Source organism: Kitasatospora sp. NPDC056076, from assembly GCF_042266305.1.
Lineage (GTDB): Bacteria > Actinomycetota > Actinomycetes > Streptomycetales > Streptomycetaceae > Kitasatospora.
Window position 1 is genome coordinate 1 of the sequence record NZ_JBHJWG010000081.1, and the last position, 18,976, is coordinate 18,976.

The 18,976-nt window shown below is 74.3% G+C and carries 17 protein-coding genes and 1 pseudogene; 8 read left to right on the plus strand and 10 right to left on the minus strand.

Features of this window, described 5'->3' with window-relative positions:
• Positions 1 to 333 (plus strand): annotated as a pseudogene (locus tag ACFC1T_RS36855) (hypothetical protein); the annotation flags it as partial.
• 21 nt (positions 334 to 354) lie between these two features.
• On the opposite strand, the gene ACFC1T_RS36860 reads toward ACFC1T_RS36855, so the two are convergent.
• Positions 355 to 1,107: a hypothetical protein gene (locus ACFC1T_RS36860; RefSeq protein ID WP_375896719.1), complete on the minus strand. Its 753-nt coding sequence runs from the start codon at positions 1,105 to 1,107 to the stop codon at positions 355 to 357.
• Between the two features lie 97 nt (positions 1,108 to 1,204).
• Positions 1,205 to 2,146 carry an LAETG motif-containing sortase-dependent surface protein gene (locus tag ACFC1T_RS36865; protein ID WP_375896722.1) on the minus strand — a complete coding sequence of 314 codons (942 nt, stop codon included), beginning with the start codon at positions 2,144 to 2,146 and terminating at the stop codon, positions 1,205 to 1,207.
• 181 nt (positions 2,147 to 2,327) lie between these two features.
• On the opposite strand from ACFC1T_RS36865, the gene ACFC1T_RS36870 reads away from it, so the two are divergent.
• On the plus strand, positions 2,328 to 2,558 hold the full coding sequence (locus tag ACFC1T_RS36870) for a hypothetical protein (RefSeq protein ID WP_375896724.1): 231 nt from the start codon (positions 2,328 to 2,330) through the stop codon (positions 2,556 to 2,558).
• Between the two features lie 25 nt (positions 2,559 to 2,583).
• Positions 2,584 to 3,903 (plus strand): amidase, encoded by a 1,320-nt coding sequence (locus tag ACFC1T_RS36875; protein WP_375896727.1) that lies wholly within the window; start codon positions 2,584 to 2,586, stop codon positions 3,901 to 3,903.
• A 40-nt stretch (positions 3,904 to 3,943) separates the two neighbouring features.
• On the opposite strand, the gene ACFC1T_RS36880 is transcribed toward ACFC1T_RS36875, so the two are convergent.
• Complete coding sequence (locus ACFC1T_RS36880; RefSeq protein ID WP_375896730.1) at positions 3,944 to 4,585, minus strand: TetR/AcrR family transcriptional regulator; 642 nt, start codon at positions 4,583 to 4,585, stop codon at positions 3,944 to 3,946.
• Between the two features lie 173 nt (positions 4,586 to 4,758).
• Between ACFC1T_RS36880 and ACFC1T_RS36885 the strand changes: the two genes are divergently transcribed.
• The 3 genes from ACFC1T_RS36885 (at position 4,759) to ACFC1T_RS36895 (ending at position 7,390) form a co-directional block, all read left to right on the plus strand.
• The gene (locus tag ACFC1T_RS36885) at positions 4,759 to 5,625 is read left to right on the plus strand and encodes an alpha/beta hydrolase (protein WP_375896732.1); all 867 of its coding nucleotides are present in this window, start codon (positions 4,759 to 4,761) and stop codon (positions 5,623 to 5,625) included.
• Positions 5,622 to 6,230, plus strand: a complete 609-nt coding sequence (locus ACFC1T_RS36890; protein ID WP_375896735.1) for a TIGR03086 family metal-binding protein — start codon at positions 5,622 to 5,624, stop codon at positions 6,228 to 6,230. Before ACFC1T_RS36885 ends, ACFC1T_RS36890 begins: the two co-directional genes overlap by 4 nt.
• Positions 6,231 to 6,568: 338 nt before the next feature.
• Positions 6,569 to 7,390 (plus strand): integrase, encoded by an 822-nt coding sequence (locus ACFC1T_RS36895; RefSeq protein ID WP_375896737.1) that lies wholly within the window; start codon positions 6,569 to 6,571, stop codon positions 7,388 to 7,390.
• Positions 7,391 to 7,476: 86 nt separating this feature from the next.
• On the opposite strand, the gene ACFC1T_RS36900 is transcribed toward ACFC1T_RS36895, so the two are convergent.
• The 3 genes from ACFC1T_RS36900 to ACFC1T_RS36910 all read right to left on the minus strand — a co-directional run bounded on the left by ACFC1T_RS36900 (position 7,477) and on the right by ACFC1T_RS36910 (position 9,656).
• Positions 7,477 to 7,854, minus strand: a complete 378-nt coding sequence (locus ACFC1T_RS36900) for a hypothetical protein (protein WP_375896740.1) — start codon at positions 7,852 to 7,854, stop codon at positions 7,477 to 7,479.
• 211 nt (positions 7,855 to 8,065) lie between these two features.
• Positions 8,066 to 9,025 carry a pirin family protein gene (locus tag ACFC1T_RS36905; protein ID WP_375896743.1) on the minus strand — a complete coding sequence of 320 codons (960 nt, stop codon included), beginning with the start codon at positions 9,023 to 9,025 and terminating at the stop codon, positions 8,066 to 8,068.
• A 127-nt stretch (positions 9,026 to 9,152) separates the two neighbouring features.
• Positions 9,153 to 9,656 carry an SseB family protein gene (locus ACFC1T_RS36910; RefSeq protein WP_375896745.1) on the minus strand — a complete coding sequence of 168 codons (504 nt, stop codon included), beginning with the start codon at positions 9,654 to 9,656 and terminating at the stop codon, positions 9,153 to 9,155.
• Positions 9,657 to 9,871: 215 nt separating this feature from the next.
• Between ACFC1T_RS36910 and ACFC1T_RS36915 the strand changes: the two genes are divergently transcribed.
• Entirely contained in the window at positions 9,872 to 11,701 is a 1,830-nt protein-coding gene (locus ACFC1T_RS36915; RefSeq protein ID WP_375896748.1) for an acyl-CoA dehydrogenase, read from the plus strand.
• Positions 11,702 to 11,817: 116 nt separating this feature from the next.
• On the opposite strand, the gene ACFC1T_RS36920 is transcribed toward ACFC1T_RS36915, so the two are convergent.
• Genes ACFC1T_RS36920 through ACFC1T_RS36930 form a run of 3 tightly spaced genes read right to left on the minus strand, consistent with a single transcriptional unit; the run spans position 11,818 to position 15,308 of the window.
• Complete coding sequence (locus ACFC1T_RS36920; RefSeq protein ID WP_375896750.1) at positions 11,818 to 13,065, minus strand: ABC transporter permease; 1,248 nt, start codon at positions 13,063 to 13,065, stop codon at positions 11,818 to 11,820.
• The gene (locus tag ACFC1T_RS36925) at positions 13,066 to 13,776 is read right to left on the minus strand and encodes an ABC transporter ATP-binding protein (RefSeq protein ID WP_375896753.1); all 711 of its coding nucleotides are present in this window, start codon (positions 13,774 to 13,776) and stop codon (positions 13,066 to 13,068) included.
• A complete protein-coding gene (locus ACFC1T_RS36930; RefSeq protein ID WP_375896754.1) occupies positions 13,773 to 15,308 on the minus strand; it encodes a peptidoglycan-binding protein in 1,536 nt (511 codons plus the stop codon). The genes ACFC1T_RS36925 and ACFC1T_RS36930 overlap by 4 nt, the downstream gene beginning before the upstream one ends.
• A 310-nt stretch (positions 15,309 to 15,618) precedes the next feature.
• Here ACFC1T_RS36930 and ACFC1T_RS36935 point away from each other — a divergent pair, with 310 nt between their 5' ends.
• Positions 15,619 to 16,932: a M18 family aminopeptidase gene (locus ACFC1T_RS36935; protein ID WP_375896757.1), complete on the plus strand. Its 1,314-nt coding sequence runs from the start codon at positions 15,619 to 15,621 to the stop codon at positions 16,930 to 16,932.
• A gap of 59 nt (positions 16,933 to 16,991) precedes the next feature.
• Here the strand turns inward: ACFC1T_RS36935 and ACFC1T_RS36940 are convergent, their stop codons facing one another.
• On the minus strand, positions 16,992 to 18,806 hold the full coding sequence (locus ACFC1T_RS36940; RefSeq protein ID WP_375896760.1) for an NHL domain-containing thioredoxin family protein: 1,815 nt from the start codon (positions 18,804 to 18,806) through the stop codon (positions 16,992 to 16,994).
• Between the last annotated feature and the right edge of the window lie 170 nt (positions 18,807 to 18,976).

Genomic DNA, 18,976 nt, shown 5'->3' on the forward strand with positions numbered 1-18,976 from the left:
GCCGCCCCCGCCCCGGCCGGCCACGCGCCCCGCCGCCCCCGCCGCGGCCGCGCCACCGTCCCGGCCCGCGTCCTCACCGCCCACCGCCCCCGCCGCGACGGCCACCCCTACGACACCCACGTCCTCCCCCACCGCCCCGCGGCCCCCACGCTCCGCCCGGTCGACCTCGACACCCTCCCCGACCTCACCGCCGAATCCGGCCGCGGCCTCTTCCTCATCCACGCCCTCACCGACCACGTCCAGCTCCGCAACCACCCGCTCCGCGGGGCCATCGTGAGCTTCGACAAGATCCTCAAGTGGCAGGACGGCGCCCTGCTGCGCGCTGCGTCCTGAGCGTGTCCGGGCGGGTGCCCGTCAGTCGGTGGTGGGGCGGCGGCGGGTGAGGAGGCGGAGGGTGGTGCCGAGGAGGAGGGCGGTGGTGCCGGCGATGGCGAGGGGGCGGGTGGCGGTGCCGGCGCCGGTGTCGGCGAGGTGGGTGGGGGTGGTGCCGGTGGCGGGCTGGGCGTGGTCGGCGGGGGTGAGGGTGCCGGTGTAGGCGGCGGTGAGCTGGGGGCAGGTGTACTTCTTCGCCGGGGCGGAGCCGCTCGGGAGGACCTCGGACCTGGCGGTGAAGGTGAGGCGGTGGTCGCCGCGCGGGGTGCCGGCGGCGAGCCGGACCTGGAGGGTGAGCCGCTGGCCCTGGGGGACCTGGTAGGCGCCGGTGTCGGCCGGGGTGCCGGTGAGGGTGAGGGGCTTCCATGCGCCGGCGCCCGCGCGCAGTTCCAGCGGGAGGCTGCCGCTGCCGTCGGCGAGGGCCACGGTGGTGGCGAGCTGCTTCACCGTGGCGGTGCTGGTGTTGGTGAAGGTGACGGCGAGTTCGCCCGGGGTGCCGGTGCCGCCGGTGGCCGGTATCGGGTCGGCGGTGGTGCCTTCCGGGCAGTCGGCGGGGGCGGTCGGCGCCGGGGTCGGCGTCGTGGTCTCGGAAGGCGTCCCGGTGGGTGCCCCGGTGGGCGTCGCGGGGGCGGTGGTCGGAGTGTCGGAGGCGAACGCGGGGACCGTGGCGAGGGCGGCCGGACCGGCGGTGAGCACGAGCAGGGTGCAGGCGGCGGGAAGGCGGGCGGGACGCATCGGCGGGCTCCAGCGGTGGGGTCGGGTGTCGCTCTCCCGGAAGACCACCGAGGGGCCCGAACGGTTGTCCGCGCCCCTCGGTTCATTTCACGCGGGATCAGCTGTGCGCGCCCGCCTTGCGACGGCGCAGGACGAACAGGGTACCGGCGCCGGCGGCCAGGACGGCGGCGCCGCCGAGGGCGATCGGCAGGGTGTTGGAGGAGCTGCCGGTCTCGGCCAGGTGCGGGCCGGCCGACGGGGAGGCGGAGGCGGTGGCGACTGCGGCGGGCACGGTGGCCGCGGTGGTGGCGCCACCGGCCTCGGCGACGTGGAACTCGCCCAGGTAGTCGTCGAGGAACTGGGTGCAGGCCTGGGGCTTGTTGTTGGCCGGGGTGGGGACCTTGTCGTTGTCGAAGGCGTCCGAGCCGGCCTCGTAGTTGGCGCCGTAGCGGCCGACCGGGGCCTTGGCGGTGGCGGCGATCCGGACCTTGTAGGTGAGCTTCTCGCCCTTGGCCAGCTTGAACTCGGGCGTGATGAGGCTCCGGTCGTTGAGCTGCGCGGGCTTCCAGCCGTCGCCGGTGTTCAGCTGGACGTCGAAGAACGCGGTGCTCCACTGGACCGGGACGTTGCCGTCGAACTCGTCCGTGACGTACAGGGAGTTGTGGACCACGGGCAGGTCGACGCCGCTCTTGTTCTCCCAGGTCACGGTGACCTCGGCGGCCGGTCCGCCCTTGACCAGGGTGGTCCCGTACAGGCCGGTGCCGGTGGCCTTGAGCAGGGCGCTCTGGTAGACGCCGCCGTGGCACCGGTTGTCGACGGTCGGCTTCGGTACCGGCTTGACGGTGGGGGTGACCGGGGCGCTCGGCGTGCCGGTCGCGGGGGTGCTCGGCGCCGGGGTGCCGGGGGCCGGGGTGCCCGGGGCGGTGGTCGCGGTCGTGGTGCCGGTCGGGGCCGGGGTCGGGGAGGTGATCCCGACGGCGCTCGCGGTGGCGGCACCGGCCGTGGCGCAGAGGGCGAGTGCCGTCAGCGCGGAGGCGGCGAGAAGGCGGGAAGAGCGCACGCGACTAGCTCCATCTTTGGGCGAAATACAGGTTGTTTTGGGCGATTTGAGGCTTCGGCGCGGGCCGTCGGCACTGGTTCGCCCGCGTACCCTACCGGGGTGGGGTGCCGGTGCTCCGGGCGGGGACGGGAGGCCGGGTGCTCCGGTTGCCGGGGCGTGGGGGCCGCCGGACGATGGGGGCATGATGCACCAGATGCGAGCCGAGTTCGGCCCCGAGGGGGAGGCCGGAGGGGTGCGGCTGTGGCACGTGGTCCGGGGGTCGCAGAGCGTGGCGATGTGCGGCCGGGAGCTCGATCCCGGGGCGCCGGTGCGGGAGGCGGTGGACTGGGGGCGGACCCCGGAGCTGTGCTGCCACACCTGCGGGGCGTACTTCCTGCGTGAGACGCCGTACCTGTCGGCCGAGCACCAGTGAGCGGCCGGGCGCTACGGTGCTCGGTATGGAGGAATCGCTGGTCCGGCCCCGGTCGCTGACCGCCGAGGCCGCGGGGCTGCGCTCCGGTACGCCCGGGTTGTCCGAGTACGTCGACCGGTTCTGCGCGCGGGTCGAGCGGGTGGACCCGCTGCTCCACGCGTTCGTGGCGGAGCCCGGTCGGCACGACCGACTGCGGGCGCGGGCAAGGGAGTTGGCCGCACGCTACCCGGAGCCGGCCGGGCGGCCGCCGCTGTACGGGGTGGCGGTGGGGATCAAGGACATCGTGCACGTGGACGGCCTGCCCACGCACGCGGGGTCCGCGCTGCCGCCGGGTGTGCTGGCCGGGCCGCAGGCCGTGGTGGTGGACCGGTTGCTGGCGGCGGGGGCGATGGTCGCGGGCAAGACGGTGACCGCCGAGTTCGCCGCGACCGCCCCGGGCCCGACCCGCAATCCGCACCGGCCGGGGCACACCCCGGGCGGTTCGAGCAGCGGGTCGGCGGCGGCGGTGGCGGCCGGGCTGGTGGCGTTGGCGATCGGCACCCAGACGGTGGGTTCGGTGATCCGGCCGGCCGCGTACTGCGGGGTGGTGGGGTTCCGGCCGACGTACGGGCGGATCCTGTTCGCGGGCGTGGTCCCGAACGCGCCGAGCTTCGACACCCTGGGTGTGTTCACCGCCGATCCGGCGGGCGCGGCACTGGTGGCCCCGCTGCTGTGCGAGGACTGGCGGCCCGGGGAGGGGGAGGCGGCGGCCCCGGTGTGCGGGGTGCCGGACGGGCCGTACCTGGAGCGGGCGGAGCCGGCCGCGCGGCGGGCCTTCGAGGAGCAGGTGGCACGGCTGGTCCGGGCCGGGGTGACGGTGCGCAGGGTGCCGCTGTTCCCCGACTTCGCCGAGGTGGTGCGGCAGTTGCAGGTCGTCAACCGGTTCGAGCTGGCCCGCAGCCACGCCGACTGGTTCGCCCGCTTCGGCGGGCTGTACCGGCCGGAGACGGTGGCGAGCATCCGGGTCGGGCAGGGGGTCGCGGCGGTGGACCGGGCGGCCGCGCTGCGGTTCCGGGAGGGGCTGCGGGAGCGGGTGGCCGGGGCGGCGGCCGCCGCCGGGGTGGACCTGTGGCTGGCGCCCTCGGCGACCGGCGGGGCGCCGGAGGGCCTGCACGACACCGGGAACGGGGTGATGTCGCTGCCGTGGAGCTTCCTCGGTCTGCCTGCGGTGAGCCTGCCGGCCGGCCGGACGGCGGACGGGCTGCCGCTCGGTCTCCAACTGGTCGGCGCGGCGGGGGCGGACGAGCGGCTGCTCGCCGGGGCCGCCGTGCTGGAGCGGGCCTTGGGGCAGCGGGCGTTGGGGTAGCGGCGGGTACGGGGTAGCGGGGGGGGTACGGGGTGGCGGCTCAGGCGAGCGCGGGGTCGGCCGGGTCGGTGGCGGCGGTGCGGAGCAGGCCCGGCAGGAGGCGGCCGGCCCGCTGGTAGGGGGCGTCGTCCTGGTGCAGGACGGCCTGGGCGTTGGCCGCCTCCAGGACGGCGATCAGCGCGAAGGCGAGGTCGTCGAGGTCGGCGTCGGGGCGCAGGGCGCCGGTGTCGCGGGCCCCGGCGAGGGCTTCGACGACGGTGCCGTGCCATTCCCGGGCGCAGCCGGCCAGGGCATCCCGGACGGCGCCGGGGCGGGCGTCGAACTCGGCGGTGACCTGGTAGAAGAAGCAGCCGCCGGGGAAGACCCGGGTGCGGGAGTAGGCGAGCCAGCTCTCGCAGAGCGCGCGGGCCCGGGCGAGGCCGGGCGGGATCTCGGCGACCGGGGTGAGGACGGCGTCGGCGAAGATCCGGCGGGCGGCGCGGACGGTGGCGAGCTGGAGCTCCTCCTTGGAGCCGAAGCCGGCGAAGACGCCGCTCTTGCTGAGTCCGAGGTCGGTGGCGAGGCGGCCGATGGACAGCGCGTCCAGGCCTTCGACGGAGGCGATCCCGACGGCGCGGCGCAGGACGGCCCGGCGGGTCTCCTCCCCGCGCAGGACCCGTCCGTCCGTGGTCGGTGCGGCCATGGTGCGCCCTCGTTCCTCGTCGCGGTGGGGTGTCGCCCAGGGTAGTGGGTCGGTTCGTGGGCCCGGAGGTCCGGCGGTGGTCTGAAAACTGCACGAACGGTCGTGCTAATATCTCGCCCCGAGCAAGGAGCAAGGCCCAGGGAGCGCAGCACGCAGAGAGCAGGGGAGACCCGATGGACCCGGCCCAGGCACTGATCCGCACCGCCCTCAACCCCACCGCCCGGATCGCCCCCGGCCTGGCCGGCCGGGCGGCCTTCGAACTCTTCCGGCGCCCGCTGCGGCGCAGCCCGGTCCGGCCCGCCGAGCGGGAGGTCCACCACGGGGCGGCCCGCGAACCGCTCGCCGTCGACGGGAAAACCGTGGTCGGCTACCGCTGGGGCAGCGGCGAACGGCCCGTCCTGCTGCTGCACGGCTGGCGCTCCCGGGCGTCCCGCTTCGCGCCCTTCGTCCCCCGGCTGCGCGCCCTCGGCCTGAGCGTCCTGGCCTTCGACGCGCCGGGCCACGGCGACTCCGGCGGCCGCGCCACCAGCGTGCTGGAGTACCGCGAACTGGCGCTGCGGCTCCAGGACCGGTACGGGCCGTTCGAGGCCGTGGTGGCGCACTCGCTGGGCGTCTGCGCGGCCTTCGGCGCGCTCGGCGACGGCCTGCGGGCGGGCCGGCTGGCGGCCCTCTCCGGGGTGTCCGAGGTGGGTTTCTTCCCGGCCGCCTTCTGCGCCGGACTGGGCCTGGACGCCACCGTCGAGCGGGCGCTGCGCCGCCGCATCGAACAGGACCTCTTCGCCGGGGACGCCGGGGTCTGGGAGCGGTACGACGCCGCGCGCCGGGCGGCGGAGATCGGGCTGCCGGTCCTGGTGCTGCACGACGAGGACGACGACGTGGTGCCGCTCGGCCAGGCGCACCGCTTGAAGCGGGCGTACGGGGAGCGGCTCGACCTGGTGGTCACCCGGGGGCTCGGCCACCGCCGGATCGTCGCGGAACCGGCCGTGGTGGACCAGGTGATCGGATTCGTCGCCGCCGGAACGGGGGTCGCGGCCGCATGAGGATCGTCGAACTGCACGCGCGGGCCGTGGCGTCGGCCGTCGAGGTGGTGGCCGCCGTCCGGCCGGAGCAGCTGGGCCGGCCCACCCCGTGCGAGGGGTGGACCCTGGGCGCGCTGCTGGCGCACTGCGTCGGCCAGCACCGGGGCTTCGCCGCGGCCGCCCGGGGCGCCGGTCCGGACCTGTCGCTGTTCGCGGACGCCCCACCGGGTGCCGACCCGGCGGAGGACTTCCGCCGCAGCGGCGCCGACCTCACCGCCGCCTTCCGGGAGGCGGCCGCCGCCGGGCGGGCGCTCTGGCTGCCCGAACTCCGTGCCGACGAGCCGTTCCCGCTCGACCTGGCCGTCGGCTTCCACCTGCTGGACACCCTGGTGCACGGCTGGGACGTCGCCGCGGCGCTCGGCTGCACCGGGCGGCTGGTCGCGGCGGTGGACGGCGACGAGGAGCTGGCGGGCGCGCTGCTGGCGGTGACCGGGGCCGTCCCGGACACCCCGGAGTTCCGGGGGCCCGGCCGGCCGTTCGGACCGGGGCGGGCGCCCGGCGGCGGTGCCGGGCGGTTCGAGCGGGCGCTGGCGCTGCTCGGCCGCGACCCGGCCTGGAGCGCGTAGGCCTTGTCCGGCCGGGGGGTTACGCGTCGGGGCCGCGCCGCTCGTCGGGGAAGCGCGGTCCGCCGATCAGGAAGAACAGTGCGGCGGTCGGAAAGCCGAGCGCGGCGGCGAGCAACACGATGAACTGCCAGAACATCTTCCGCTCCTCGTCAGTCCCGGGCCGCCCGGGCACCCGAAGGTGGTGCCAAACCTGGACGGCCCTGATTGGCCGAATTGTCCAGTCGTTATCCGACGGTATGGCCGAATCGCCCCGGCTGCCACCGGAAACCGGCCCCGGCCCGCGCCACACCGGCGCAGGGGTCTGGGCGCGGGCCGGGGGTGGCGGCCACACTGTCGGGATGCAGCTACAGCTCGCAGGGGAAGCACGGCGGCCCGACCGCGAGAGCGAGGACTTCGCGGCGGCCTCGCCGGAGGCGCTGGTCCTGCTGGACGGCGCCAGTTCGCCGGCCGGTCTGGAGTCCGGGTGCCGGCACGGAACCGCCTGGTACGTCCGCCGGTTGGGGGTGCACCTGCTCGCCCGGCTGACCGACCGGGTGGACCGCTCGATCGCCGAGTGCCTGGCCGACGCCATCGTGGAGACGGCCGCGCTGCACGGCGGCCGCTGCGACCTCGGCCACGCCAACACGCCCGCGGCGATGGTGGTCGCGGCCCGGCGGCACGGCGAGTCGCTGGAGTACCTGGTGCTCGGGGACTCGCTGCTGGTGCTGGAGTTCAAGGACGGCCCGCCCAAGGTGATCGGCGACAACCAGCGCTTCCCCGGCGGGGAGGGGCTGCGCCGCCAGGTCTGGGCGACCGTCCCGGGGTCGGCCGAGCGGGCCGCGCTGCACCTGGAGTACGCGCTGGCGGTGCGCGCCGCCCGGAACCGGGGCACCGGTCCGTGGATCGCCGCCGCCAGTCCGCGGGCCGCCGAGCACGCCGAGACCGGCTTCGTCCGGCTGGACCGGCTGCACGCGCTGGCCGCCCTCACCGACGGCGCCTCGCGCTACACCGAGCGCTTCGGGCTGGGCAGTTGGGGGGACGTGCTGCAGCTGCTCGCCGAGTCCGGTCCGGGTGAGCTGATCGCCCAGGTCCGCGAGGTGGAGCGGGCGGACGCGGGCTGCGAGCGCTGGCCGCGCGGCAAGACCCACGACGACGCCTCCGCCGTCTACGCGTTGCTGTAGCCGGCGGAGGCGCTGCTCAGGCGGTGCTGCCCGGGCGGTGTTGCTCAGGCGGTGCCGCCCGGGTGGTGCGGGGTGGGTGGTGCGGGTCAGCGGTTCTGGCCCCAGCGGAAGCTGGACGAGTCGCCGACCTTCTGCACCCACGGCTGCACGTAGCGGGAGGGGTCGTCGCTGGTGGAGAAGCTGCCGCCGGTGATGTGGCCGACCCAGCCCTGGTCGCTGGTGTACGCGCCGGCTTCGCAGCCCTGGGTCCCGTTGCCGTGGTTGATCAGGTCGTACTGCACGTACCAGTGCGAGCTGTAGTAGAAGTGCACGTTGATCGAGCAGGTGCCCGTCCCGTCGTAGACGGAGTACGAGCTGGTGTCGATGGTCGGCCGGGCCTCGGCCGCGGTGGCACCGGTCAGGGCGATCAGCGGTGTCGAGGCGAGTACGGCGAGTACGGCGAGCCGCCGGACGGTACGGCGCATGGTGGGTTTCCTCCCGTGGTGGTCTCGACCAATTTGGCCAATGGTTCAGACCAATCGACATTATGGGGAGACGCTCGGAGCAGGTGTCAACACCCGTGCGACAAGGGGAGGATGGGACTCCGGAGGCTTCCGGTACGAACATGGCGAAGGGCCCGGACCGTAGCGGTCCGGGCCCTTCGGGTGTGCCGACGTCCGTGGGTGCCCGTGGGCGTCAGTGGGCGTCGGTGGGGATGGTGCCGAGGCGGCCGGCCTGGAAGTCCTCCATGGCCTGCTGGAGTTCGCGGTGGCTGTTCATCACGAACGGGCCGTAGTGGGCGACGGGCTCGCGGATCGGGAGGCCGCCGAGGAGGACCACCTCGAAGTTGTTGTCGCGGGAGTCCTGCTTCTCGTCGGCGCGGATGGTGATCGAGTCGCCGTCGCCGAAGACGACGGCCTGGCCCCGGTGGAAGGGACGGCGCTCGGCACCGGCCGAACCGTTGCCCGCGAGGCCGTAGGCGAGGGCGTTGAAGTCGGCGCGCCAGGGCAGGGTGACCTGGGCGCCGGGGTTGACCGACGCGTGGATCATGGTGATCGGGGTGAAGGTGGTGCCCGGGCCCTGGTGGCCGTCCAGCTCGCCGGCGATCACCCGGAGCAGCGCGCCGCCGTCCTCGGAGCCGAGCAGCTTGACGCTGCCGCCGCGGATGTCCTGGTACTTCGGGGTGATCATCTTGTCCGAGGCGGGCAGGTTCACCCAGAGCTGGAGGCCGTGGAAGAGGCCGCCGGACCTCACCAGGGACTCCGGCGGGGTCTCGATGTGCAGGAGGCCGGAGCCGGCGGTCATCCACTGGGTGTCGCCGTCGGTGATCGTGCCGCCACCGCCGTGCGAGTCCCGGTGGATGAACGTTCCGTCAATGATGTAGGTGACGGTCTCGAAGCCGCGGTGCGGGTGCCAGGGGGTCCCCTTCGGCTCGCCGGCCGCGTAGTCCACCTCGCCCATCTGGTCCATCATGATGAACGGGTCGAGGTACTTCTGGTTGATCTTGGCGAAGGCGCGGCGGACCGGGAAGCCCTCGCCCTCGAAGCCCTCGGGGGCGGTGGCGACGGTGAGCACCGGCCGCGGGGTGGCGACGGTCTGGTCCGGCGTGGTGACGCGCGGGAGGGTCAGCGGGTTGTCGACGGTCACGGCGGGCATGTCGGCCTCCTTCGAGGGGGGTTCTCTGGCCTACGTCCACGAGAATAGTTCAATCCTCAACAACAAGCAAGTTGAAAGTTGAACTATGTGGTGACGAAGGAGCGCGGGGCTCCTGGTCCAGGATGGGTCAGCCGTACATCCGGCGCATGGTGAAGTCGACCATCTGCTCCACGGCCTTGGCGTCGAACACCATCCGGTGCTCGCCCTCCATGTCCAGCGCGAAGCCGTAGCCGGTCGGCAGCAGGTCCAGCACCTCGGCGCCGGTGACGGTGAAGTGCTTGGAGTCCTTGCCCGCGTAGCGGCGCAGCTCCTTGAGCGAGCTGAACATCGGGATCACCGGCGTCGGGGTGTTGTGCAGTGCCAGGAAGCCGGGGCGCTCGCCGCGCGGGCAGTGCACCTTCGAGGTGATGAAGATGGCCTGGAAGTCCTCGACCGCCATCGAGCCCGTGGTGAAGGCGCGCACCGCGTCCGCCAGGGACGGCGGGGAGGGCTCGGGGTACAGCGACTGCTGGGGTGCCTGCCCCTGGGTGCCGTACGCGTCCGGTCCGGGCATGCCGTTCATGCCCGGCTGCGGACCCGCCTGCTGCTGGTAGGGGTCACCCGGGTATGCGTTCTGGTCATATCCGTACACACGGACAGGCTAGCGGGAGCGCACCCGCCCGCGCTGGCGTCGATCCTGACAAGGAGTGGTCGCCCCGGCTTGTGGGACGTGACCACGTTCATACCGGATTCACCGCCGGGGGCTTGCCCAAGTTACCGCTGGGTAGCATCATGATGCCTACTGGTGGGTACGGGGCGCCCGAAACGCGGCGGTCTCCCGGAAGCGACGAACCGGAGAAAACGGCCATGGGTCACTACAAGTCCAACCTGCGGGACGTGGAGTTCAACCTCTTCGAGGTGTTCGGTCGCGACCAGGTGTACGGCACCGGGCCGTTCGCGGACATGGACGTCGAGACCGCGAAGAACATCCTCAGCGAGATCGCCCGCCTCGCCGAGAACGACCTCGCCGCGTCCTTCGTCGACGCCGACCGCAACCCGCCGGTCTTCGACCCGGAGACCAACACCGCCCCGGTCCCGGCCACGTTCAAGAAGAGCTACCAGACCTTCATGGACGCCGAGTGGTGGCGCCTGGGCATCCCGGAGTCCATCGGCGGCCAGGTCACCCCGAACTCGCTGATCTGGGCCTTCGCCGAGCAGATCCTGGGCTCCAACCCCGCCATCTGGATGTACTCCTCCGGCCCGGCCTTCGCCGGCGTCATCGCCGAGGAGGGCACCGAGGAGCAGCTCGAGGTCGCCAAGCGGATGACCGACCGCCTGTGGGGCTCCACCATGGTCCTCACCGAGCCCGACGCGGGCTCCGACGTGGGCGCCGGCCGCACCAAGGCGATCCAGCAGGAGGACGGCTCCTGGCACATCGAGGGCGTCAAGCGCTTCATCACCTCAGGTGAGCACGACATGTCCGAGAACATCATCCACATGGTGCTGGCCCGCCCCGAGGGCGGCAAGCCGGGCACCAAGGGCCTCGGTCTGTTCATCGTCCCCAAGTTCGACTTCGACTGGGAGACCGGCGAGCTGGGCGAGCGCAACGGCGTCTACGCCACCAACGTCGAGCACAAGATGGGCCTCAAGGCCTCGAACACCTGCGAGATGACCTTCGGTGCCAAGCACCCGGCCAAGGGCTGGCTGCTGGGCGAGAAGGTCGACGGCATCCGCCAGATGTTCAAGATCATCGAGTTCGCCCGGATGATGGTCGGCACGAAGGCCATCGCCACCCTCTCCACCGGCTACCTGAACGCCCTGGAGTACGCCAAGGAGCGCGTGCAGGGTGCCGACATCTCCCAGTTCCTGGACAAGACCGCCCCGCGCGTCACCATCACCCACCACCCGGACGTGCGCCGCTCGCTGCTGACCCAGAAGGCCTACGCCGAGGGCATGCGCGCGCTGGTCCTGTACACCGCGTCCGTCCAGGACGACATGATGGCCGCCAAGCTGCGCGGCGAGAAGGACGAGGCCGCCGAGCGCCTCAACGACTTCCTGCTCCCGATCGTCAAGGGCTACGGCTCGGAGAAGTCCTACGAGCAGCTCGCCCAGTCCCTGCAGACCTTCGGTGGCTCCGGCTACCTGCAGGAGTACCCGATCGAGCAGTACATCCGCGACGCCAAGATCGACACCCTGTACGAGGGCACCACCGCCATCCAGGGCCAGGACTTCTTCTTCCGCAAGATCGTCAAGGACGGTGGCCAGGCGCTCACCGCCCTCAACGAGCAGATCCAGAAGTTCCTCGGCTCCGCCGAGGGCGGCGACGCCCTGGCCGCCGAGCGCGAGCTGCTCGCCAAGGCCGCCGGCGACCTGGAGGCCATCGTCGGCAAGCTCATCGCCGACCTGACCTCGGTCGAGCAGGACGTCAAGAACATGTACAAGGTGGGCCTCAACACCACCCGCCTGCTGATGGTCTCCGGCGACGTCGTGGTCGGCTGGCTGCTGCTGCGCCAGGCCGCGGTGGCCCTGGCCAAGCTGGAGGCCGGCGCCTCCGAGAAGGACGTGCCGTTCTACCAGGGCAAGGTCGCGGCCGCCCGCTTCTTCGCCAAGAACGTCCTCCCGACCATCGCCCCCCAGCGGGCGATCGCCGAGGGCATCGACAACGAGATCATGGAGCTGGCGGAGGAGGCCTTCTAAGGCCTGCGCCCTCCTCTTCTGAACCGCCTGACGACACCCTCACACCGAAGGGCCCGGCTGCCACCGGGCCCTTCGGCGTTTCCCGTGCCGCCCCAGGTGCCGCTCCAGGTGCCGTCCTAGGTGCCGTGCAGGGCCTGGAGGGGGTCGGTGCGGGCCGCGCGCAGGGCCGGGTAGAGGCCGGCGAGGAGGCCGACGGCGGTGCCGATCAGGGGGGCGGGCAGGGTGGTGGCGGGCTGGAGGACGGCGGTCCAGTCCCGGGCGGCGGCCACGCCGACCACCGTGACCACGCCGAGGCCGGTGCCGATCAGGCCGCCGAGGGTGCCCAGGGCCGTCGACTCGGTGAGGAACTGGGCCGCGATGTGGCCGGTGCGGGCGCCCAGCGAGCGGCGCAGGCCGATCTCCGCGGTCCGTTCCAGGACGGCGACCAGCGTGGTGTTGGCGATGCCGACGGCGCCGACCAGCAGGCAGATCCCGGCCAGGGCCAGGAACAGGCCGGTCAGGTCGGAGGCCACCGTGTCCTGGAGGCCGTGCGGGTCCGGCGGCGGGACGGCGGTGAACGCGGTCGGGGCGTCCGGTCGCAGGGCGAGCGGGAGTTGGGCCGCCACCACGGGCGCCGCGCCGATCCGGGTGGCGACCAGGCCCTGGGCGCCGCGGTCCGGCTGCGGGGCCGGGTTGCCGAAGTGCTCCAAGGCCGTGCCGGCCGGGACGATCAGGCTCAGCAGGGCACCCGGCCCGCGCCGGACGTCCGCGTAGACGCCGACGACGGTGTACGGGAGGCGGTCGATGAAGACCGCCGGCTGGGCGTCCAGACGGCTCACCCCGAGGCGTGCGGCGGCGGCCTCGCTGAGCAGCACCACCGGCTGTGCGGTGTCCTGGACGAACGCGTCCAGGGTGACCCCGGCGGTCAGGGTCGGCTCCATCGCGGCGACCGCGCCCGGGGTGGCGGCCAGGACGGACAGTCCGGCGCCCTCGTCGGGGCCGTCCGGGCGGCGGGAGAGCGTCGGGGTGCCGGGCACCGGCCACCAGACGCCGCCGGCCCGTACGCCGTCGATCGCGGCGATCCGGCGGTCGGCGTCGGCGGGGAAGTCGCTCGGCGGGTTGGTGCCGGGGGCGACGCCGTCGGTGCGCGGCTGGTCGGTGACGGTCACGGTGGTGGCCCTGGTCAGGCTGAACCGCTCGTCGATCCGGCCGGTGGCGGTCGCGGTCAGGCCCAGGACGGCGACGAAGGCGCCGATGCCCAGCACGGTGCCGAGCAGGGTCAGCGCCGAGCGGCCGGGGCGCTGCAGGAGGCCGGAGAGCGCCTCGGAGAGCAGGTCGCGGGGGCTGAGGCGGGAGGACGGTCCGGGGGGCGTGGGGCGGGCCACTCAGACCACCTCGGGCACGGTCAGGCGGCCGTCGCGGAGCAGGACCCGGCGGTCGGCTCGGGCGGCCACGGCGGGGTCGTGGGTGATCACCAGCAGGGTGAAGCCCTCGGCGTGCAGGGCGTCGAACCGGTCCAGCACCGCCGCGGCGTTGGCCGGGTCCAGGTTGCCGGTCGGCTCGTCGCACAGCAGCAGGCTGGGCCGGTTCACCAGGGCGCGGGCGATCGCCACCCGCTGGCGCTCGCCGCCGGACAGGGTGCCGGGCAGCGCGTCCGTGCGGTGGCCGAGGCCGACCAGGCGCAGCGCCGCCAGCGCGGCGGCGCGGCGGGCGCGGCGCGGGGTGCGGTTGTAGACCTGGGCGAGGAGGACGTTCTCCTCGGCGGTGCGGTGCGGGAGCAGGTGGAAGGACTGGAAGACGAAGCCGATCCGGTGCCCGCGCAGGGCCGAGCGGTCCCGGTCGCGCAGGCCGGCGGTGTCGATGCCGTCCAGCTCGTAGCGGCCGCCGGTGGGGGTGTCGAGCAGGCCGAGCAGGTGCAGCAGGGTGGACTTGCCGGAGCCGGACGGGCCGGTGACGGCCAGGTACTCGCCGCGGTGGACGGTCAGGTCGGTGGGGTGCAGGGCGACGACGGGCGGGCGGCCGGGGTGGGTGCGGCCGACGCCGTGCAGGGCGATGACGGGCGGTGCGGCGGGGGAGTCCGTCGCCGGCGGGGTCACTTGCCGACCACCACCTGGTCGCCGTCGCGCAGCCGGGCGCCCTCGGCCGGGGTGACGGCCACCAGGCCGTCCGCGGTGACGCCGGTGGCGACCGGGACGGTGGTGCGGTTCCCGGCGGGATCCACCCGGGTGACGGAGGTCCGGCCCGCCGCGTCGGTGGAGACCGCGGCGACCGGGACGGCCGTGACGGGGGCGCCGGCCTTGGCCCTCAGGACGGTGAGGCGGACGTTCCTGCCGTTCAGGGCGGCGGGCAGCGGGGCGTCCGGGGTGATCGTGACCGGTACGTAACTCTGGCCGCCCGGCTGGTTGTCGGGCGCTCCGGCGGCCGGGCCCGCGGCGCCGGGGGGTACTGCGCCGGGCCGGGCGGGGCCGGAGCCCGCCGGCGCGCCCGAGCCGCCCAGGGTGATCACCTTGCCGGCCGGGGCAGCGGTGGTCGGGGCGCCGACCTGGGCGACGGTGCCGGGGGCGGTGGTGCCGGAGTCCTCGGCGAGCAGCTCGACGGCCATGCCCGGCCGGACGCCGGCCGCCTGGGCCGGGGTCAGCTGGCCGGTGACGGCCAGGCCGCCGCTGGTGAGCGACAGCAGGGCGCCGGAGACCGGCGAGCCGACCGCGCCGTTGACGGCGGTGACGGTGGCCGGGAGGGCGGGCAGGAACAGCACGTGGGCGGCCGGGACCATCGGTCCGTTGACGGCCTCGGCCTTGCCGAGGGCGGCCCGGTCGTCTGCCAACTGCTTCCTGGCGTCGGCGAGTTGCCGGTCGAGGTCGCCGGTGGGGGGCCGGGGCTGCCGGGGCTGCTGGGTCGGGGCCGGGGTCGGGGGCGGTGCGGTGGCGCCCGCCTCCTTCTGTGCGGTGAGGCCGTCCACCGTCTGCCGGTCGGCGTCGACCGCCTTCCGCGCGGTGTCCACGGCCTGCTGGGTGGTGGCACCGGTGGTCGGCACCGGGTAGCCGAGCGCGCGGTAGAACTCCGTCACCGCGGCGGCGGTGCCGGGCCCGTACGAGCCCTGGTCGTCCTCGCCGCTCCCGTGCCCCAACCCGGCCAGTGCGGACTGGAGTTCGGCCACGTCGGGGCCGGTGCTGCCCGGCTTGAGGTCGCGGTACGCGGGCACCGGTCCGGGCAGGGCGAACAGCGGCTGCCCGGACACCTCGGCGAGCAGCCTCCCGGCCACCGCCAGGTCCCCCTGCCGCACGCCCAGCTTCGAGACGAACAGGCCGGTCACCTCGGCCGAGGCCGCGGTCGGGACCACGTCGAACTGCGCGGGCGGGTACACCACCGCGCGGGCGACCGTCGAGGGCGTCAGCACCCGGCTGACCACCGGCGCGGTCAGCAGGCTGTTCGGCGGCGGAGCGGTCCGCGCGGCCCGCTCCGCCGGGGACTTCACCAGCGCCGCCGCCCCCACCCCGCCCACCGCCACCAGCGCGGCGGCCAGCGCCACCCCCAGCAGCGCCCGCCGCCGCCGCGCGGCCCGCGACGGGGCGGGCGGGGGAGGCGGCGGGTCGGCGGTGCCGTCGGCGGTCTTCGTCGTCGTGGTCAACTCATCCCTCTCCCCGAGGACTTCACTGCGACGAGTGTTATCACCCGGCGGTCGGGCGCGGGTGGGGGTTCCCGGCTTTTCGGTGCGCGGCGGGCCCGTGCGGCGCGGCCGCGGCCGGGGCTCCGCTGACGGTGTGCGACCGGGTCGGACCAGGGCGTGAAGAAGGGCCGGTGGGAGGCGGGTTCGGGATCGCGCCGGTGTTCCGAAACCGTTGCCCGGTCCCGAATGCCATGTCCGTGTACGGGCATATGCTCAAGGTGCGAAGCCGATCCCCCATCCGGCTTCGGCCCTCCCTCGACCCTGGAGCAGTATGTCGACCGCCGCCCGCCGGGCCTTCTTCGACCGGACGCACACCGACGATCTGATCGCGTTCCTCGGCACCTCGCCGTCCCCGTACCACGCGGTCGCGAGCGCCGCCGAGCGCCTGGAGAAGGCGGGGTTCCGTCAGGTCGCGGAAGCGGACGCCTGGGACGCGGCGGCCGGCGGGCGCTACCTGATCCGCGGTGGTGCGCTGATCGCCTGGTACCTGCCGGAGGGGGCGGGGCCGGAGACGCCGTTCCGGATCGTCGGCACCCACACCGACTCGCCCAACCTGCGCGTGAAGCCGGTCCCCGACACCGGCTCCGCCGGGTGGCGGCAGGTCGCGGTGGAGATCTACGGCGGGGTGCCGCTGAACACCTGGCTGGACCGTGACCTCGGCCTGTCCGGCAGACTCGCGTTGAAGGACGGCAGCGCGCGGCTCGTCCAGCTGGACGAGCCGCTGCTGCGCGTGCCCCAGCTCGCCATCCACCTGGACCGCCAGGTCAACGACGGCATGAAGCTGGACCGGCAGCGGCACGTCACCCCGATCTGGGGCCTCGGCCCGGTCGACGAGGGCTCGCTGATCGGCTACGTCGCCGAGCGGGCCGGACTGGCCGCCGAGGAGGTGGCCGGCTGGGACCTGATGACCCACGACGTCCAGCCCGCCTCGTACCTGGGCCGTGACCGCGAGCTGCTGGCCGGCCCGCGGCTGGACAACCTGCTCTCGGTGCACGCGGCCACCGCCGCGCTGGCCGCCGTGGCCGTCGCCGCCGCCGGGGGCGAGGTGGAGCTGCCGTACATCCCGGTGCTGGCCGCCTTCGACCACGAGGAGACCGGCAGCGAGTCGGACACCGGCGCGCAGAGCCCGCTGCTCGGCAACGTGCTGGACCGGACGGTGTACGCCCGCGGCGGCTCCCCGGAGGACCGCGCCCGGGCGCTGGCCGGCACCGTCTGCCTGTCCTCGGACATGGGCCACGCCGTCCACCCGAACTACTCCGAGCGGCACGAGCCGGGCCACCACCCGCTGCCGAACAACGGGCCGATCCTCAAGGTCAACGTCAACAACCGCTACGCGACCGACGGGGTCGGCCGGGCGGTGTTCGCGGCCGCCTGCGAGAAGGCCGGCGTGCCGTGGCAGAGCTTCGTGTCCAACAACGCGATGCCCTGCGGGACGACGATCGGTCCGATCACCGCGGCGCGGCTGGGCATCAAGACGGTGGACTGCGGCATCGCGGCGCTGTCCATGCACTCCGCGCGCGAGCTGTGCGGGGCCGAGGACCCGTACCTGCTGGCCAGCGCGATCAAGGCCTTCCTGGAGGGCTGAGCACGTAGCCGCGAAGGGGCCCGCCGGTCCGCCGGCGGGCCCCTTCGCATCTTGCCCGGTTACTCCATGCCCGCCAGGACCAGCGGGAGGCGGCGCACGCCGTCGGCGACCAGTTTCACCGGCACGCCCCAGTCCTGCTGGTGCACGTGGCAGGCCGGGTACTCGATCTCCGGGTCGTCGTCGCAGGAGGCGGCCATCGCCGAGACGTGCAGCACGCCCTCGGTCACCTCGGCGGAGAGCACCAGCTCGCGGGAGAGGGCGGAGTCCGCGCCCGCACCGGAGACCAGCAGCTCGGGCGGGGTCGAGCTGACCAGCAGCCGGGTGGACGGGCCGTAGCGCTCGTCCAGCTTCTGGCCGCTCGGGGCCTCGAACACCACGTCCAGCCGCAGGGCGCCCGGGGCGACCTCGGTGGCCGCGCGCTGGGTGCGGTGCGCCACCGACTCCACCCGCACCGCCTCCTCCGGCAGCCGCAGCCGGGTCAGCCGGTGCCGGGCCGACTCGATGACCACGATGTCGCCGTCGACCAGCACCGCCCCGGAGGGCTCGCGCAGGTCGGTGGCCAGCGTGGTGACCTCGCCGCTCGCCGGGTCGAAGCGGCGCAGCGCGTGGTTGTAGGTGTCGCTGACGGCCACCGAGCCGTCCGGCAGCACGGTGACGCCCAGCGGGTGCTGGAACAGGGCCTGGTCGGCGGCGCCGTCCCGGTGGCCGAAGTCGAACAGCCCGGTCCCGACGGCCGTTTCGACCGTCCCCGTTTCACGTGAAACGAAGCGCAGCGCGGAGGTCTCCGAGTCGGCGACCCAGAGCCGCTCGCCGTCCGCGGAGACCGCGAGGCCGGACGGCTGGGCGAACCAGGCCTCCGCGACCGGGTTGTCCACCAGGCCCTCGTTGGTGGTGCCGGCCGCCACGGCGACCGTGCCGGCCGCCGGGTCGTACGCCCACAGCTGGTGCACGCCCGCCATCGCGATCCACACCTTGCCGTCGAACCAGGCGACGTCCCACGGCGAGGAGAGGTCCACCTCGCGGGCCGGACCCTCGGTCGGCGTGCCCTGCCACCACTGGCGGCCGGTGCCCGCCAGGGTGGTCACGCTGCCGTCGGCCAGCCGCACCCCGCGCAGCGCGTGGTTCACGGTGTCCGCGACGACCACGTCGTAGTCGTGGCCCTCCGGCAGCAGCGCCAGGCCCTGCGGCTCGCTGAACCGCGGGTCGGCGCCGTCCACCAGGCCGCGCTGCCCGTCACCGATCCGGCGCACCACCGTCTCGCCGTCCTCGGCCAGCTCGACCAGCGAGTGGTGGCCGGAGTCGGCCACCAGGAAGTGGCCGTTCGGCAGCCGCACCGCCTTGCCGGGGAACTTGAGGTCCTCGCTGCTCGGCTCCGGCGGCACGTACGGGCCGTCGCCGCGGCGCAGCGTGCCCTTGGCCCCGTGCTCCGCCTCCAGCTCGGCCACCAGGCGCGCGATCGCGTGCGCGTGGCCCTCACCGGCGTGCTGGGCCACCACGTAGCCCTCGGGGTCGATCACCACGAGCGTCGGCCAGGCGCGGACGGCGTACTGCTTCCAGGTCGCCAGCTCCGGGTCGTCCAGCACCGGGTGGTGCACCTCGTACCGGGCGACGGCGTCCACCACGGCCTGGTGGTCGGCCTCGTGCACGAACTTGGGCGAGTGCACCCCGACGATCACCACGGTGTCGCGGTGCCGCTCCTCCAGCTCGCGGAGCTCGTCCAGGACGTGCAGACAGTTGATGCAGCAGAAGGTCCAGAAGTCCAGGACGGTGATCTTGCCCCGGAAGTCGGCGAGGGTGAGGTCCTTGCCGCCGGTGTTCAGCCAGCCGCCTGCTCCGACCAGTTCGGGGGCGCGTACGCGTGCACGAGATGCCATGGGTGTATCCAACCCCATGAGGGGTGGGGGGCATTCCGGGTGGGGGGGGCGCTGCGCGGGGCTGTTGTTGGGTGGGGGGCTTTCGGGAGGGTGGGTGGGTCCGGGGGCGGTTCCGGGGGTGGGTGCTCCGGCGGCTGGGTGATTTTCGGACCGCCGACCCTGTGGGGTGG